Below are 14,215 nucleotides of genomic sequence, written 5' to 3' on the forward strand. Positions count from 1 at the left end.
GTTGCCGTCGTCGCAGATCTCGATCGCGTACCCGCAGTCGACCGGGGTGATCGTCACCGGCACCGGGGAGGACGGGGGCGAGGCTTGGGCCGCGTTGGCCAGCAGCGCGGCGACCATGTGGATGACCGGTTCGGCCGCGTGCGCGACGACGGCGGTGTCGCAGGTGTCCGGGCCGGTGATGCGCTCGTACGCCTCGGTGCGTCCCTTCGCGGACCGCACGACGTCGGCGAGCGACAGGGGGTGTTGCCACTGCTGGCCCAGCCATCCCTCCAGCAGCACCGCCAGCGATTGCGTGCGGTGCGCCTGCTGGGCGCTCAGGTGCGCGATCCGGTACGCGATCTCCACGCGGGCGGCGTCGTCGAGGTCGGCCGCGAGCGAGTCCTCGGCGAGCTTCTGGATGCGGTGGGCCGCGTTCTGCCAGCTTGTCGCCAGTGCCAGTGCGCCTTCGCGGGCGGCGTCCGCCCGGTCCCGCACGTCGTCCAGTAGCCGTGCCACAGTCCCTGCTGTTGCCGCGGCGGCGGGGACGTCGCCCAGGTACGGCGGCGGCTCGCCGTGCACGTAGGCCCGCAGCTGTGCGATCACCGCGTCGACGAGGGCGGTGTCGGAGTCCGCCAGGCGTTCGGTTTCCGCGTCGGTCTGACGCCTCGCGTCGACCTGGCTGCGCAGCCGGATCAGTTCTTCGCGCGTCCGGCGGGCCATCGCGGGAGACACCACGGGGGCGAGCCAGGAGAGGGCGCGTGCGGCGCGGCCGGCCAGGCCGCGGGCTGTTGTCGGAGTCTGCATGGTCACCTGATCTGTCGCTTGACGGGATTTGGTGCGGGGAAAGGGTTGCCGGATACGTGCGGACGGGTCGGGGAACGGTGCCGGTCCGTCCGCAGGTCCGGACACTCTCTGCTTGCCAGAGGAGTTCGGCCAGCGTGGCGTCGGGTGGTCCGCCGCTTTCGGGCCGTCCGTTCCGGGAAACGTTGTGCGGTCAGGGTTTCCGTGCGACGCCGACCGCGACGATCCGCTGGGCGACCGTCGGCTCGCCCAGCAGCGGGCCGTCGGGCCACCACTCGACCACCGGCACGATCTCCGCCGGTTTGTTCGGTCCGCTCGGGATCAGCTCCAGGTCGTGGAAGAGGTCCTTGATCTCGGCGCGGGTGCGGGCGGAGACGTCTTTCATCGATCCGTTGTGGAACGACTCGAGCAGTCCCTGCACCACCCGTTCGTCCTCGGAGCCGTCGTGCGGGTCGAGCAGGTGCGAGATCGCCACATAGGAACCGGACGGGAGCCGGTCGATGAATTCCCTCGTCACCTTGCCCGGGAGCTCGCGGTCGCCGGTCTGGTGGTGCAGGGCGAGCAGGAACAGCACCGCGATCGGCTGGCCCCAGTCGAGGTGCAAGTTGACCGTCGGGTGGTCGAGAATGCTCGGCGGGTCGAAGAAATCCGCCTGGATGTATTCGGTGAACTCGTTCTCGTCGAGCATCGCCCGCCCGTGGCTGGCCACCACCGGGTCGTAGTCGACGTAGACGACCTTCGTGCCCGAATCCGCGCGCTGCACGATCTGGTGCACGTTCTCCGCGGTCGGCATCCCCGAGCCGCAGTCGATGAACTGGCGGATTCCCGCGTGGTGGGCGAGGAACCGGCAGACCCGGGTCATCAGATGCCGGTTGACCCGCGCCGTTTCCGCGATGCCCGGCATCACCCGCGCTGCTTCCCTGGCCACCTGGCGGTCGATCTCGTAANTGCCGCCCAGCAGATAGTCGTACACGCGGGCGGCGCTCGACTGGTCCGGGTTGACCCCCGGCGGAGCGTTGACTGCGTCCATTACGAGCCGCACCTCCCGGGGCCCGCCCCGGCGTGCGGTGCGGACGCGGAACGGGACGTCCTCAAGGGGCGCACCGTTTTTCGCCGTCGGGACAAGGACTGCATGCTGGGGCGCCACGCGTTCACCGGATCTCCTGCCGGGCAGCCTCGCCGCAGGCTTCGGCGGTGCGCCGGTCCAGGGCCGCGAGTGCGTCGTCGACGGTGTTCTGGAAGTGCGGCGAGCGGAGGGGTTCCACGTTCTCGCGCGCCCGCGCCAGATGGTCGCGGGCCGAGCGGTCGTCGCCCTGCCGTTCGAAGATCCCGGCGAGCGCCACGAGAACTTCCGCGTGCTGCGCGGGGTCGTCCTGCTCGACCATGATCTCGGCCGCGGCGGCCAGTTCCGTGAGCGCCTCGGGGTCGCGTCCCAGCGTGATCAGCAGGTTGCCGCGGCGGAGCCGGGCGAGGCCGACGCCGCGCGGACGGTCGGCATGGGCGTGTTTCTCGGCGCTGTCTTCGTACAGGTCCAGTGCGCGTTCCGGGTCGCCGTGAGCCTCGGCGGCCCAGGCCGCGCGCGACGCCGCGGTGGCCAGCGTCAGCGCGTGCTGCTCGCGCTCGCCGATCACGGCGGCGGCCTCGTCGTGGGCGACGGCTTCCTCGACGTTGCCGAGTTTGCGGTGGACGAAGCCGATCTGGTGCAGCATCCGGGCCTCGGCCACCGGTTCCCCGCACGCCCGGGCGGCCCGGAGGCCGGCGGTGAACAGCCGCAGGAACGGCGGATAGTCCCGGTGGTACAGGAAATACCCCCAGGAGGCTTCGGCGATCTGCCACAGTTCCTCGTGCCGGCCGCGGTCGGCGGCATCGTCGGCGACCGCGTTGATGACCGGCAGGTCCCGCGTCCACCAGGCCAGCGCGGCGTCGCGGTCGGCGAAGATCCCGGCGGTGGCGGCGGCGAAACCCGGCCGATGGGGATGGATGAGGGTGCTCGCGGCGACCGTCCGGTCGCGGTACCAGCGGGTGTAGCGGTCCAGGAGGCGGTCGCGGTCGCGCTGGTCGTCGACCTGTTCCGCCAGTGCCCGGGCGTGGCGGCGGACCGCGTCGTGCTGGTCCACGGTGTCGTCGTCGACGTCGCGCAGGAGGTGCGCGTCGACGAGGTCGTCGAGGTCGTCGTCGGTGAAGCCGGGCAGGCGTTGCAGCGTATGGGAGAGCGCGGCCCGATCCAGGTGCGGGCCGGGCAGGAACCCGCACGCCCGGTACGCGCGGGCCGCGAACTCGTCGAGCGCGGCATAGGAACTGTCGAGTGCATCCGCCATCGCGGCGATTCCTTTCGGTTGGGCGTCGATCCGGCGGACTTCCCGTTCCGGAGCGCGGCACGGCCGGTGGCGCAGCCTCGATCCGGTGACCGCGAGCGCCAGCGGGAGACCGCCGCAGGCGGCCAGCAGCCGCTCGGCAGCCGGGCCGAGGCCGTCGCGGCGCGCGTAGAACGCGAGCACCTGGCTCGCCGGTGCGTCCTCCAGCGGGTCGACAGAGATTTCCTCCGCGCCGTCGGCGAGGAGCCGGACCAGCTGGGTCCGGGCGGTGACGAGCACGAACGCCGCCGTGCTGCCCGGCAGCAGCGCGCTGACGTCCTCGCTGCGCGCGGCGTCCTCGATCAGGATCGCGAACCGGAGATCCGCGGTCAGCCCCCGGAACAGCGCGGCCCGCTGGTGCGGCGAGGGCGGGATCTCCCGGCCCGGGACGCCGAGCGCGCGCAGGAAACCGTGCAGCGCCGTGCTCGCCGGATCCGCGATGTCCGCGGACAACCTCGCGTACAGGACGGCGTCGGGGAACGCGTCGAGGCGCCCGTAGAGCCACCCCAGTGCCAGCGCGGTCTTGCCGACGCCGCCGATCCCCGTGAGCACGACCACCGGCGGGGCCGGGTCGCACCGTCGCAGGATGTCCTCGAGGCGGGCCAGTTCGGCGTCCCGCCCGACGAGGGCCGGCCGACGCGGCGGCAGTTGGACCGGCGCCGCTGCCGGCGCATCGGCCCGCGCGGGACCGCCGGGCTGCTGGTCGGCGGAGCGCGCCGCGGTGCCGCGGTTCACGCCCGCGCTCCCGGTCCGCCGGCCGCCCCGAGCGCGCCGGTGCCGGTGACCTCGGCGACGACGGCCAGGCACAGCGATTCCGCGCGGCTGCCGGCGGCCCGGTCCGGGTTGTTCCACTCGACGGCGGGCACGACGGAAGCCGCCAGTTCCGGCCGGTCGCCGAGAACGCGGCGGAATCCGGCTGCGGTGCGCAGCGACCGCGGCGGGCGGTGATGGTATTCGTACAGGCGGCACACCTCCCGCATCTTGCGTTCCAGCAGCATGTCTTCCGGCTCGCCGGGGTCGAGGCCGTCTACGCTGGCGTGCGTCGCGACCACCACCGACCGCGCGGGGAGCCGCTCGACGCAGGCGCGCAGTGCGGTCGCCGCCGCGTCGGTGTCGGGAATCGTCTCGAACAGGCCGGTCAGCAGCAGGCACACCGGAGCGCCGGGAGCCAGCGAGCCGCGCACGGCGTCCGCGAACAGCACCGTCCCCGGCACGAGGAACGAACCGTCGACCCCGTCCACCGCCCGGCGCCCCGCGTCGTGTGCACGCCACTGCGCGACCACGACCTTGTCGTCGCCGGCGTACACCGCCTGTCCGGAACCGGCTGCGACGACGTGGTCGACGGCCGGGAAGCTGAAGGGCAGCGCGTCGCCGAGGACCAGGAACCGGTCGATGCCCCTGTTTTCCGCCGCGAACGCGACGGCGCGGGCGAGGAATTCGTTCTCGGCCCGGGCAACGTCGGGCAGGCCCGGCATGACCCGCTCGGCCCGGCGGCACCATTCCCGTTCCATCGAGTACGAGTTCGGCCTGCGCAACAGCACTTCCCGCATCCGCGCAGGGCTCGGGCAGCACAGCTCCGGCGGCTCCTGTCGTTCCTCCGCCCGTTTCCAGCGTTCTGCCGCGGCTTTCAGCGCGGCGTCCGATGCGGACCGTTCAGCGGCCCGGTCGTCCCGGTCGGGACCGGGCAGCGGCGCGGGCGGCGAGCTCGAGGGCATAGGGCAGGAACGCTTTCTGGCGGAGGGGAAACGCGGATTCGCGACGGGGAACGCCGCTGCAGGCGGGGAAAGCGGAGACCGAAAGGCGGGGACTGTCCGGGCGACAGGCCGTCAAGCGCTGCTGCCGGGAGACCGGAGGGCGTCGCCGATTTTCTCGGCGCGCTCGCTGACCGTCCGGTCCATGGCGTCCACATCGGCCTCGGCGGTCGCGACGACCAGCAGGCACGCCGCCGCGCCGGCGTGCTCGCCGGCGCCGATGCCCCGCGCGAACAGGATGGTCCGGGCCTGCGGACTGAACACCGGACGGGACGGTGCGCCAGGGGGCGGCGCGGAGGAGAGTTCCGGCGAGAGCCGGAGGCTGGTGCAGGCAGCGGCTGCTTCGCGCTGGACCGCGTCGAGCTCGGCGGTCGCGGCGAGAACAGTGCCGTCGCCGGCGGTCACGGCGGCGAACAGAACCTCGGGAATGCCGGCGAGACCGTCCAGCATCCAGTCGTGGTCGCCGTTCCCGGGTCGGTCGGTCATTGCGGTGTCCTCACCTTGTTCGTGTTCGTGCTCGGAGTCGGAGCCGGGAGTTTGGGGGACAGGCCGGTCATTCGCGGGCAGCACGGCGCCTTCGGCGGGACGGCGGCTCTCCCGCGCCGACGCGCCGATCAGCGATTCGGCCCGGGGCGGACCGCCGATGCTCGGGGCGGGAACGTCGCAGCGCTGTGCTGCGACGGACTTCTCGGGCCGGGCGGGAGTCTCGTCGTCCCATCGCACGCAGACCGGGCGTTGCCCGGTAACGCAGAACTCCTGGACCGCTCTGGCCACAGTGGACCAATCGGTCTCGGATCGGGCGGGCTGGAGGAGAAGCGTTCCCGCGGGACTGCGGTACCGCACCGGGGAGAAGCCGCCCGCGCCGCCCGCCGGACAGGCTTCACGGCCGCCCTCGTGCCAGGCCAGCAGGCCGACCCCGGCGCCTCGCGTCCCGATCCGGAGAAACGGCGCACCGGCGGAGGAGTCCTCGTACAGCAGACAGCACCCCCCGGCGCCGTCCCCGACGGCGCCGCCCGCCTGCTCGAGGTAGCTCAGCACCTGAGCGGCCGAGGTCCGGGCCACGTTGATCGTGAACGGAAAGCTCGCGCTCAGGGGCTCCGGCAAAACGGAGGTCGTGCTCATCTGTTCGCTTACCTGCCGATGAAAATGCGACATTCGATTGATTTCTGCCTAGCTGGAACGATGTGGGCGGTTCTCCATCTGCGATGGACGACCGGCGCTTGGAGATCCCTCGTTTATTTCAGCGCGCTGGACGCCCGAAATTCGTCGCCGGCACGGATGCAGTTCGGAGCCGGCGGTCGTCGAGGGCGTGTGTGCCCGGCCCGCATTGTCCTCAAGCCGGGTTCGGCTTCGCCGAGTTCCGCAGTCTCGCTCATCGCAGCCACTCCTGATCCCTGGGGACGGGCCGTGGATCCGCGTCGCTGAAGCACGGCCGGTGGTCCATGCTGCGGTCGCGGGTGCCGTCGAGCTCCGGGCCCAGTTCGTCAGGGAAGACGGCCCACCACGTGGGCGGGGCGCCGTAATCGAAGCACCGAGGCGCCACGACTCCCGGTTCGGCGAGCTTGTGCCGGGGGTACAGGTGGTTGAGGCCGTCGACGCTCCACCGGTGCACGGCGAAAATTGCCTCGTTCACCAGGCCGGCGGGCAACTCCCCAGTGATCGCCGTCATGCTCCGCACCCTCCACGCACATCTAGTAGCTGATAGTGACCTCGTCGAGGCTAAAAGTGATTGCTACGCTGGAGGGACACCAAAGGGACACCGGCCGACGGCAGGAGCCACCGCATGCGCGCCCTCGACGTTCCCGGAGGCAGTGTCGCCGACCGGCTCAAAGCTGCGCGCAAACTGAAGGCCATGAGCCAACCGCAGCTCGCGCGGCGCATGACCTTCTCGACCTCGCTGGTCAAGAAGGTCGAGCAGGGCACGAAACCCCCGAGCCCCGCTTTCGTGGCCGGTGCGGCGCGGGCTCTGGGAGTCAAGGTCTCCACGCTCTACGGGACCAGTGACAACGAAGCACTGGACGAGCCGAGCCAGGAATCCGCGGGCATCGCCGACCTGCGCAGCGCGCTCGACGCTTACGACGACCCCCGGCCCGAGGGCGGCACGCTCGCCCTCGACGCCGTCATCGCCCGGCTCGCCGCAGCCTCGGGCCGGATACTGGCACTGCACCACACCGATGTTCTGTCGGAGCTGCCGAACCTCCTGCACCATCTGTACGTGCTCGCTGACGAGCCCGGCCGGGCTGGGGAGTCGGCGCGCGCAGCCCTTCACGACGCCTATCGGATGTCGGCGACCGTCGCCGGGCGCTTCCGCCAAGCCGACCTCGCCGCGATCGCGTCCGAACGGCACATCCAGCTCGCTCCGCGCACGGGAGACTCGCTGCGGATCGCCATCAGCGCGTACCACCGCAGCACTCGCTACCTGCAGCACGGCGACTACCGTCGCGGTCTGCGCCTGCTCGACCGCACCCGCGACAACATCGGTACCGGCGCGAAAGACCGAGCCGTGACGATCCAGCTGGACCTGCGGGCGGCGATCCTCGCGGCCCGCGCCGGCGACCCGGCGGAGGCCGACGACTACCTGGGCGAGGCCCGCGCGGTCGCGGAAGAGTTCCATCCCCCGGCCGTCCCGTACTACGGCGTGGACGCCAGCACGACCAACATCGTCGTGCACTGGTGCGCCGCGCCGGTAGAGAATTACAACAGCGCCGAGGCTGTCCGGCGAGCATCCTCGGTCACTGTGAGCGACCCGCACCGTCCGGAAAGAATCGGTCACCACCATATCGACATGGCCCGAGCCTGGATGCTCCACGGCGACCGCGGACGAACCCTTGACGAACTGAACAAGGCCCGCGCGGTCGCGCCGAACGCGACCAGGCGCCACCCCTCGGTCGCAGAGACCACACGAGCGCTCGCCGTGTCCGAGTCCCGCGCAACCGACTCTCTCGCGGAATTCGCCCAGTGGGCTGGCATCCGCCTCTGACACCTTCAGACAGCCCGCCGCCGGACGCTGCCACGCCGTCCGCAACCCGCCAGACCTGAAGCCACACGGCGCGCGGACGGCTACGCTGCTCGCGCGCCACCGGGAGCGCGAGCAACTGGTCGTGGGCCAGGCATCGAGCGCCCGCGGCAGGCCGGCGGTCATACCGCGGAACCCAGCAGGGCGCGGTTGACGCCGAAGGGCTGCTGATCGAGGAATCCGGCCCGTTCCCCGACGACCAGTTCGACTGCCAGCTGGCGCGCTCGGTCCTCGGCTTGCCGCGACCCGGGGACACTGCACCTCATTCGGCGCCGGACACAGACAGCCACGACTGGGGGCCGCGGCGGCGCAGCTGCAGGCAGCGGGCGCGAGCTGCAGTGCGCCGCCGTGGGCGTCGAACGCGTGGGGCCGATCGACGTCAGCGCGATCATGCGGCAACCGCCGGAATGGCGACGAAGGTTGCTCGTGGTGGTGCTGACGGCAGCCCGGCTGCGTGGCGCAACGTAAGGCGCTCTGGCCGCGCGCATTTGACATGCCGATTAATCCGGATTGCGGGGCAAACACCACGAACACCTTTCTCCCGTCTGTTTCTACTGCGTGGCTGGCCGAAACCACCGACCAGTGCCGTTTCCCGGGACGATCGCGACTTCGGTGCGAGGCTGGCGCGGCAGAAGCCAGTCGTCGAAACCGCCAACTGCCCTACCGGAGATGAGGATGTCGCTCTCTCAGCCGCTTCACCAGGCAATACACCCGGGAAGAAACCGGCAAAAAACCGGCAACGTGAGTTGCGTTCGCTCTGTTGAACTACGGTAATGTTGCGCATCGGAGGCGCGGGGAGGCGGCCTGTGGAAGAGAGTCAATCGGACATGGCTCGCGCCCGCGAAGCGGCGGGCCTGACCCAAGAAGAACTGGCCGTTCTGATGCCGGCCGACGTGAAAAGCATCAGGAACTGGGAATCGGGCCGCAACAAGCCGCAACCCAGGCGGCGTCATGAACTCGCCGGACATCTGCGTGTTTCGCTGGCGGAACTCGAGGAACTCATCCGCCGGGCGTCAGCGTCGGGAACTGCCCAGAGACCAGCCTCAGCCAGCTTCGCAGCCGACCAAGCACCCGCCGACCAATTCCGGGCGGAGACCTTGGCACTGGAAGCCGACTACGACAGGTCACCGTCCACGCACTTGCTTGGTCGCGCGACCAAGCACCTTGCAAGTGTCGCCGTCGCGCGAGCCGCGGCATTCACCGTAGAAGCTCGTCGTGAACTGTATTCGATCGAAGCGGAAATAGCGACGTTAATGGGACAGTTGCTGTGGGACGCTTCGCAGCGCCGGGACTCCGCGACGCCACGAAACTACTTCGACCAGGCGATCCACGCAGCTGACCAGAGCGGCGACCTCGAAGCGGAAGCACACGCCATGCTGCGGAGCAGCTACCTGCATCTCTACAGTTTCGACAAAGATCCCGAAGCCGGGCGCATGCTCGCACAACGCGCAGCCACGCTGGCCCAACCTGTCAGCCCGGGATTGTGCGGACTGGCGCTCCTGCACGTCGCCGAGGCGAACGCCATGCGCAAACAACGACGTGCGTGCGAGTCGGCGCTGGACGCGGCTCAATGGCAGCTGAGCCAGGTGGACGGCGCTGGGGTCGGCGGCGAGTACCTGTCGGAGTCCAAGATCGATCGCATGACCGGTTCTTGCTACATGTTCCTCGGCCTTCGCGAGCCGGCGGAACACCACTTGATCGCAGCGGCCGATGCGTTGACCTCGAAAAAGAAGTCCCAGTCCATCGTTTTCGGGAACCTCGCACTCGCCAGGGTGCGCACGGGCGAGATCGACGGAGCCGTCGACGCCCTGAACAAGGCGATCGACACGTTGGAAGTCACCCGCGGCGGCGGGGGCCTCAACGTCGCGTTCAGCGCAGGGCGCGAGTTGCGGCCCTGGCGTCAGGAATCGTCCGTCGCGGCGGCAGGCGAACGGCTGTTCGCCCTCATGGCTGGCGCCTAGCCGGGTACAACAGGGACATGCAGATCGACGAAGCGAAACGCGCTGCCCGCGAGCGCGTCTGGGCGCTGCTCGACGCCGAAGCGGTCGACCCGAAAGGTGCTGCCGGGCGTATTCCGTCGTTCACCGGCGCAGAGGCCGCAGCTCAGCGCTTGGCCGCACTGGACGTCTGGCGGGACGCGCGAGTACTGAAGAGCAACCCGGATCGCGCCCAACTACCGGTCCGTGAGGCGGCGTTGCGCGACGGAAAGACGGTCTACATGGCCGTGCCCGCGATGGCCAGCCCCGATCCCTTCTACGCGCTCGACCCGGCGAAAGTCGGCGTGGAAGCCGCGCGGAGCAAATACGCCGCAGGCGTCGCACCGACTGTCGGCCCCGGGCGGATGGAGCCGATAGACCTCGTCGTCTGCGGCACCGTCGCCGTCGACCGGCGAGGCGCGCGAGTAGGAAAAGGCGGCGGCTACTCGGACCTGGAGATCGCGCTCCTGACCGAGGCCGGGCTGATCGGGCCGCGGACGACCATCGTCACCACGGTGCACGAGCTTCAAGTCGTGGATGCCGACCTCCCCGAAACCGACCACGACTTCAGCGTCGACATCATCGTGACGCCAGATCAGGTCATCTACTGCGAAGCGCGCACCAGGCCGGCCGGGATTGTGTGGAACCATCTGAGCAGAGAGAAAATCCGGGCCATCCCGGCACTGTCCGCGCACGCTGAGGCGCAATACCCGGACGATCGATCCGAGGAGAAGACCTGACCGAAGCACGCGAACGGCACCCACGGCCACGCGTGGGCGGCCCCTGCGAGGAATCAGGGGTCGCGGAGCCGCGGTGCGCCATGCCCGGCACCCTCCGCCACAACCGGGGTCGTCACGTTACCCGTAAACGGATCCCGCTCTTTCCGGTGTGGATCAGCGAGTGGCCGAACCGTCCAGCAGCAGTTCCCGGTCACGCCAGGCCAATCGGAGCACGGTGAGCGCGCTGGCCGACAACCTGGGGTCGAGCCGGTCGATGGCCTCTGCGTGAAACGGCATGTCGGTTCGTCCGCTGTGGCCGACCACCCGGCCCTCGTCGTTGGCGTCCACAAGACCGGCGAACAGCTGGTCGAACACGACATCGTCGGCCACGGCCACGGTCATCTGCACGGCCCCGAGTTCCAAGGGCTCCATCGCCAGGCCGTAGTGCCAGAGCCGGAGCCCGCCTTCGACGCGTGCTCGATCGAACGACCGGAACGGCTCCTCTTGTGCGTAGTCGATCGGTCCGGACCTGGAGCCGTCGTGTTCGGGGTTGCCGAGGAACTCTTCGGAGAATTCGCGCATGATGTTGCGCCACAACGAAAAGTCGTTGCGCATGTCGGCCGGGTCGACCGAGGACGGCTGGAACTCGCCGGCCGGCATCACGTGGCACAGCCCGCCGCCGTCGGCGACCTTCCCGCCGTCGCGTTCGTGCAGCACGAACCGGTGCTCGTCCCCGGACCGGTCGCGCCGGACGGTCAGCGTGCTGATCCCCGGCGACATCAGCAGCTGCTGAGGATCGAAGGGATCGCCGAGCGCCGCGCGCAGCGGAAGCGCGTCCCAGTCGGGCGCGGCACGGCCGGAGGCCAGCCACGCGGCCTTGAACTCGTGGGCGAGGGCTTGCTTGACGTCGAACACCTCGAAGAAGCTGGTGGTCCCGAACGTCAGTTCCAGTCCGTCATCGGTCCTCAGGCCGAGCAGCCGGTAGCTCAGCCGGTTCTCCAGCAGCCGAGGACGAACGAGATCACGCACCGCGCGGCTGTAGCCGGCGTACAGTTCGCCCCGGTCGGTCAGCGGCAGGACGTGCTCCAACGATCCCCAAGGGGGCGCCGGTTGGTGCCAGTCGGACCACGCCAGCCGTACCGAGTCCAAAGGAACTGGCTGATCGAGCAGCCAGCCGGGCCCGGCGAGCACATGTCCGCCGGGCGCCCGTTGCGATTCGGGGTAGAGCCACGCTGCGAGTTCGGTGAGCTCGCGGCCTCGTACCCCTGGCGCTTGTCGCACGCGGAGCCATTCCTGCTGGATTCGCCGTACGTCAGCCGGGTCGGTCGCGTTCGAAGCGGACGGCGTGGTCAGCGTATGTCGAAGAGAAGCGTCGTAAGCGGGTTCGGCGGCGCTGCCAGTGTTTGACTCAGTGCCGGTTTCTGCGTCGAGCGAAGGTGCGCCGGTCGTGCTCGTCGCGACGGCCCGTTCCTGTAGCAGCTCCTCGAGCCGGGCTAGGCGGACGCGGAGAAGTTCGGCGTATCTGGCTCGTCGGTACGGCTGAGGTTCGGAGCGTCCTGCTTCCCAGTTTCGGATGCTCTTCACATCCGCCGGAAGCAGGACGGCCAGTTCTTCCTGGGTCAGGCAGGCCGCTTTGCGCGCACGTACCAACCCTTCTCGGCGTTGTCCCATGCCCGGCTCCCCTCCGCCGCAACCAGGGGTCGTCACGTTACCGTAAACGGATCCCGCTCTTTCCGGTTCTTCCCGGTCTGCTGGCTGGGGCGTCCTCGGGTGTCAAAGTTGAGGATGCACCTCCGGCGGACCGGCGCGGTCGCTCGTCTCGGACGTACTGCCTCACCGATGCCCTCCCACCGCATACCCGCCGGTCGGGGAGTGAGCGGAGAGCTCGCCCGGCGCAGACCTAGCCGGGCGGACTGCGGCTGTAGCCAGTGCCTGGCGTGCTCCTGGCGACGGGATGCAGTCGGGAGGAGGCGAAGCCCGAGGAGTAAGGCGCGCAAGGCATGAACGACGCAGCGACGCATTGCGAAGCGGTTCGAGCAGGCCGCCCCACCGCCATCACCCTGTGCTGTCTGCTCCTGTTCCTGGCGCTGGTCTCGATGTGGCCGCGGTGACCGATCCCGGCCCCGCGTGGGCGGCCGACCGGGCACGACACCGAGGCACGTCTGGAGCGGCAAGGGAACCCAAAGGCACACCAGGACCACGAGGGGCAGACCGCGATCCAGAAGACAGGGCGGGAAGAACATCGCCGCCTGGCCGAAGAGATCACAGCGGCGATCCCGAAGGCGGAGGACGCCGCCGTCCGCAGGGTTCCGGAACCCCGCGTAAGCCCATACGCGGGTCTGCAGCCACCGGCACAGGCGACGCGATGAGCCTGCCCAGCTTCCGACAGGCCTCGGCGCGACTGGAGTGTCCGCAGACCGCTCGCGGCACCTGTCAGCACTGGGGCGCGGCGGCGAGCCGAGCCCGGCCAGATGAGCCGGACGCGTCGCTTCGAGGACGGCGCGGTGGCGTTTTCGGGCATCGGAAACGTTCAGGCCGCCGGGGCAGTCCCGGGGTGGAAAAGGGGCTGCGGTCCCTGGGGCGGTGGATCGGGATGGTCCAGTGGTCGGCGTCCTGGAACGAGATCTCCGGGTTGTCGAACGCCAACCGGTTCGTCCGGGACGATGGCTCGGACGGTTGCCGAGGTGTGCGGATCGGGGGAGGCGCGGGAGCGCCTGACGGGCAGGAAGCGGGTGCGCTGATCGCGGAGCCCCTTCAGGAAAGCACGGCCTGGGGTCACACGTCCAGGTGGTCTCGCGGTTGTCCTCGCGTCGACCGGTTATTCCAACGCGGACCGGTTGACGCGAGGGAAGCGAGGAGCGCCATGACTGCCTGGTGGGGACTGGTGGGCTTGGCAGGACTGCCCGGGATTTTCGGCCTGCTCCGGGCGCGCGCGTCGACCAGGAAGGATCCGCTGGCGCGCTATCCGGTCGCGCGGGAATCCGCGGTTCCGAACGTCGACGCGGCGCACACCCCGTTGATGACGCCTCGGGTCACGCCGGACATGCTGCACGACGACGGTGGTCCGCAATTACCAGGTCGCGAGGTCGCAGGGGAGCCTGCCCGGGCCGCGGTTCCCCGGGCGCGTGCTGGAGACCGCCGCAATCCGGTGCCGACTGCGAGCACGCCGAGGCCGGTGGAAGCAGTCGCGGGCATCCGGCCGGAAGCCCCGCCGTCGGCTGGGCGTCTGCGTCGGCCGGGCGCACCGAAGGAACCGGCGGGCGGCGGGTCCGCGCTGCGGGGATCCCCGTCCGGCAGGTGTGTGGCGTTCCCGCAATCGCAGGCCGCTGAGCGAGCGTCCGGATCCGCGGGACCACAAGTCGCGGACACGCCACCTCCCTCGGCGGCACCGAAATCTGACCCGGCGCTCATTCCGACTCAGCCGTTCGCCGCTCGGTCGCAGCTCGCCGACGACGATCCAGGGAGAGCCGGAACCTTGACGGGGGACTTGCCGCAGGCGGCTGCGCAACCTCCTGAGGAGCCGCCGCGGCCGGCGGACCAACCCGGAACGCCCAGCAGCCCCTCCGACCAAGAAAGACATCTCAGGTTCTTAGAAGTCAAGCCGCGATCGTGAGTGGAG

The 14,215-nt window shown here is 70.1% G+C and carries 9 protein-coding genes and 1 pseudogene; 3 read left to right on the plus strand and 7 right to left on the minus strand.

All coding sequences use genetic code 11. The features are described from left to right. The 6 genes and pseudogenes from A4R44_RS49810 to A4R44_RS44860 form a co-directional block, all read right to left on the minus strand. Positions 1-783 (minus strand): annotated as a pseudogene (locus tag A4R44_RS49810) (hypothetical protein); the annotation flags it as partial. A 190-nt stretch (positions 784-973) separates the two neighbouring features. Then, on the minus strand, positions 974-1,810 hold the full coding sequence (locus A4R44_RS44840) for an SAM-dependent methyltransferase (RefSeq protein WP_067595708.1): 837 nt from the start codon (positions 1,808-1,810) through the stop codon (positions 974-976). 121 nt (positions 1,811-1,931) lie between these two features. Further along, on the minus strand, positions 1,932-3,869 hold the full coding sequence (locus tag A4R44_RS44845) for an ATP-binding protein (RefSeq protein WP_067595710.1): 1,938 nt from the start codon (positions 3,867-3,869) through the stop codon (positions 1,932-1,934). Continuing rightward, on the minus strand, positions 3,866-4,849 hold the full coding sequence (locus A4R44_RS44850) for an SAM-dependent methyltransferase (RefSeq protein ID WP_067595711.1): 984 nt from the start codon (positions 4,847-4,849) through the stop codon (positions 3,866-3,868). The genes A4R44_RS44845 and A4R44_RS44850 overlap by 4 nt, the downstream gene beginning before the upstream one ends. Before the next feature lie 111 nt (positions 4,850-4,960). After that, positions 4,961-6,007 carry an Imm1 family immunity protein gene (locus A4R44_RS44855; RefSeq protein ID WP_067595713.1) on the minus strand — a complete coding sequence of 349 codons (1,047 nt, stop codon included), beginning with the start codon at positions 6,005-6,007 and terminating at the stop codon, positions 4,961-4,963. 250 nt (positions 6,008-6,257) lie between these two features. Continuing rightward, on the minus strand, positions 6,258-6,554 hold the full coding sequence (locus A4R44_RS44860) for a hypothetical protein (RefSeq protein WP_067595714.1): 297 nt from the start codon (positions 6,552-6,554) through the stop codon (positions 6,258-6,260). 114 nt (positions 6,555-6,668) lie between these two features. Here A4R44_RS44860 and A4R44_RS44865 point away from each other — a divergent pair, with 114 nt between their 5' ends. The 3 genes from A4R44_RS44865 to A4R44_RS44875 all read left to right on the plus strand — a co-directional run bounded on the left by A4R44_RS44865 (position 6,669) and on the right by A4R44_RS44875 (position 10,617). After that, positions 6,669-7,865 (plus strand): helix-turn-helix domain-containing protein, encoded by a 1,197-nt coding sequence (locus A4R44_RS44865; RefSeq protein ID WP_067595716.1) that lies wholly within the window; start codon positions 6,669-6,671, stop codon positions 7,863-7,865. Positions 7,866-8,707: 842 nt separating this feature from the next. Next, positions 8,708-9,862, plus strand: coding sequence for a helix-turn-helix transcriptional regulator (locus A4R44_RS44870; RefSeq protein WP_157905174.1), 1,155 nt, complete (start codon positions 8,708-8,710; stop codon positions 9,860-9,862). Between the two features lie 17 nt (positions 9,863-9,879). Continuing rightward, on the plus strand, positions 9,880-10,617 hold the full coding sequence (locus A4R44_RS44875) for a 5-formyltetrahydrofolate cyclo-ligase (RefSeq protein ID WP_067595720.1): 738 nt from the start codon (positions 9,880-9,882) through the stop codon (positions 10,615-10,617). Positions 10,618-10,770: 153 nt separating this feature from the next. Here the strand turns inward: A4R44_RS44875 and A4R44_RS51635 are convergent, their stop codons facing one another. Further along, on the minus strand, positions 10,771-11,685 hold the full coding sequence (locus A4R44_RS51635; RefSeq protein ID WP_232792077.1) for a hypothetical protein: 915 nt from the start codon (positions 11,683-11,685) through the stop codon (positions 10,771-10,773). Positions 11,686-14,215: the final 2,530 nt, after the last annotated feature.

The sequence above is a fragment of the Amycolatopsis sp. M39 genome (assembly GCF_001651785.1).
GTDB classification, from domain to species: Bacteria; Actinomycetota; Actinomycetes; order Mycobacteriales; family Pseudonocardiaceae; genus Amycolatopsis; species Amycolatopsis rubida.

What these genes read in the sequence shown, in the direction of transcription:
- A4R44_RS44850 (WP_067595711.1), bottom strand. Translation starts at nt 4,849, where the DNA reads ATGCCCTCGAGCTCGCCGCCCGCGCCGCTGCCCGGTCCCGACCGGGAC.
- A4R44_RS44855 (WP_067595713.1), bottom strand. Translation starts at nt 6,007, where the DNA reads ATGAGCACGACCTCCGTTTTGCCGGAGCCCCTGAGCGCGAGCTTTCCG.
- A4R44_RS44860 (WP_067595714.1), bottom strand. Translation starts at nt 6,554, where the DNA reads ATGACGGCGATCACTGGGGAGTTGCCCGCCGGCCTGGTGAACGAGGCA.
- A4R44_RS44865 (WP_067595716.1), top strand. Translation starts at nt 6,669, where the DNA reads ATGCGCGCCCTCGACGTTCCCGGAGGCAGTGTCGCCGACCGGCTCAAA.
- A4R44_RS44875 (WP_067595720.1), top strand. Translation starts at nt 9,880, where the DNA reads ATGCAGATCGACGAAGCGAAACGCGCTGCCCGCGAGCGCGTCTGGGCG.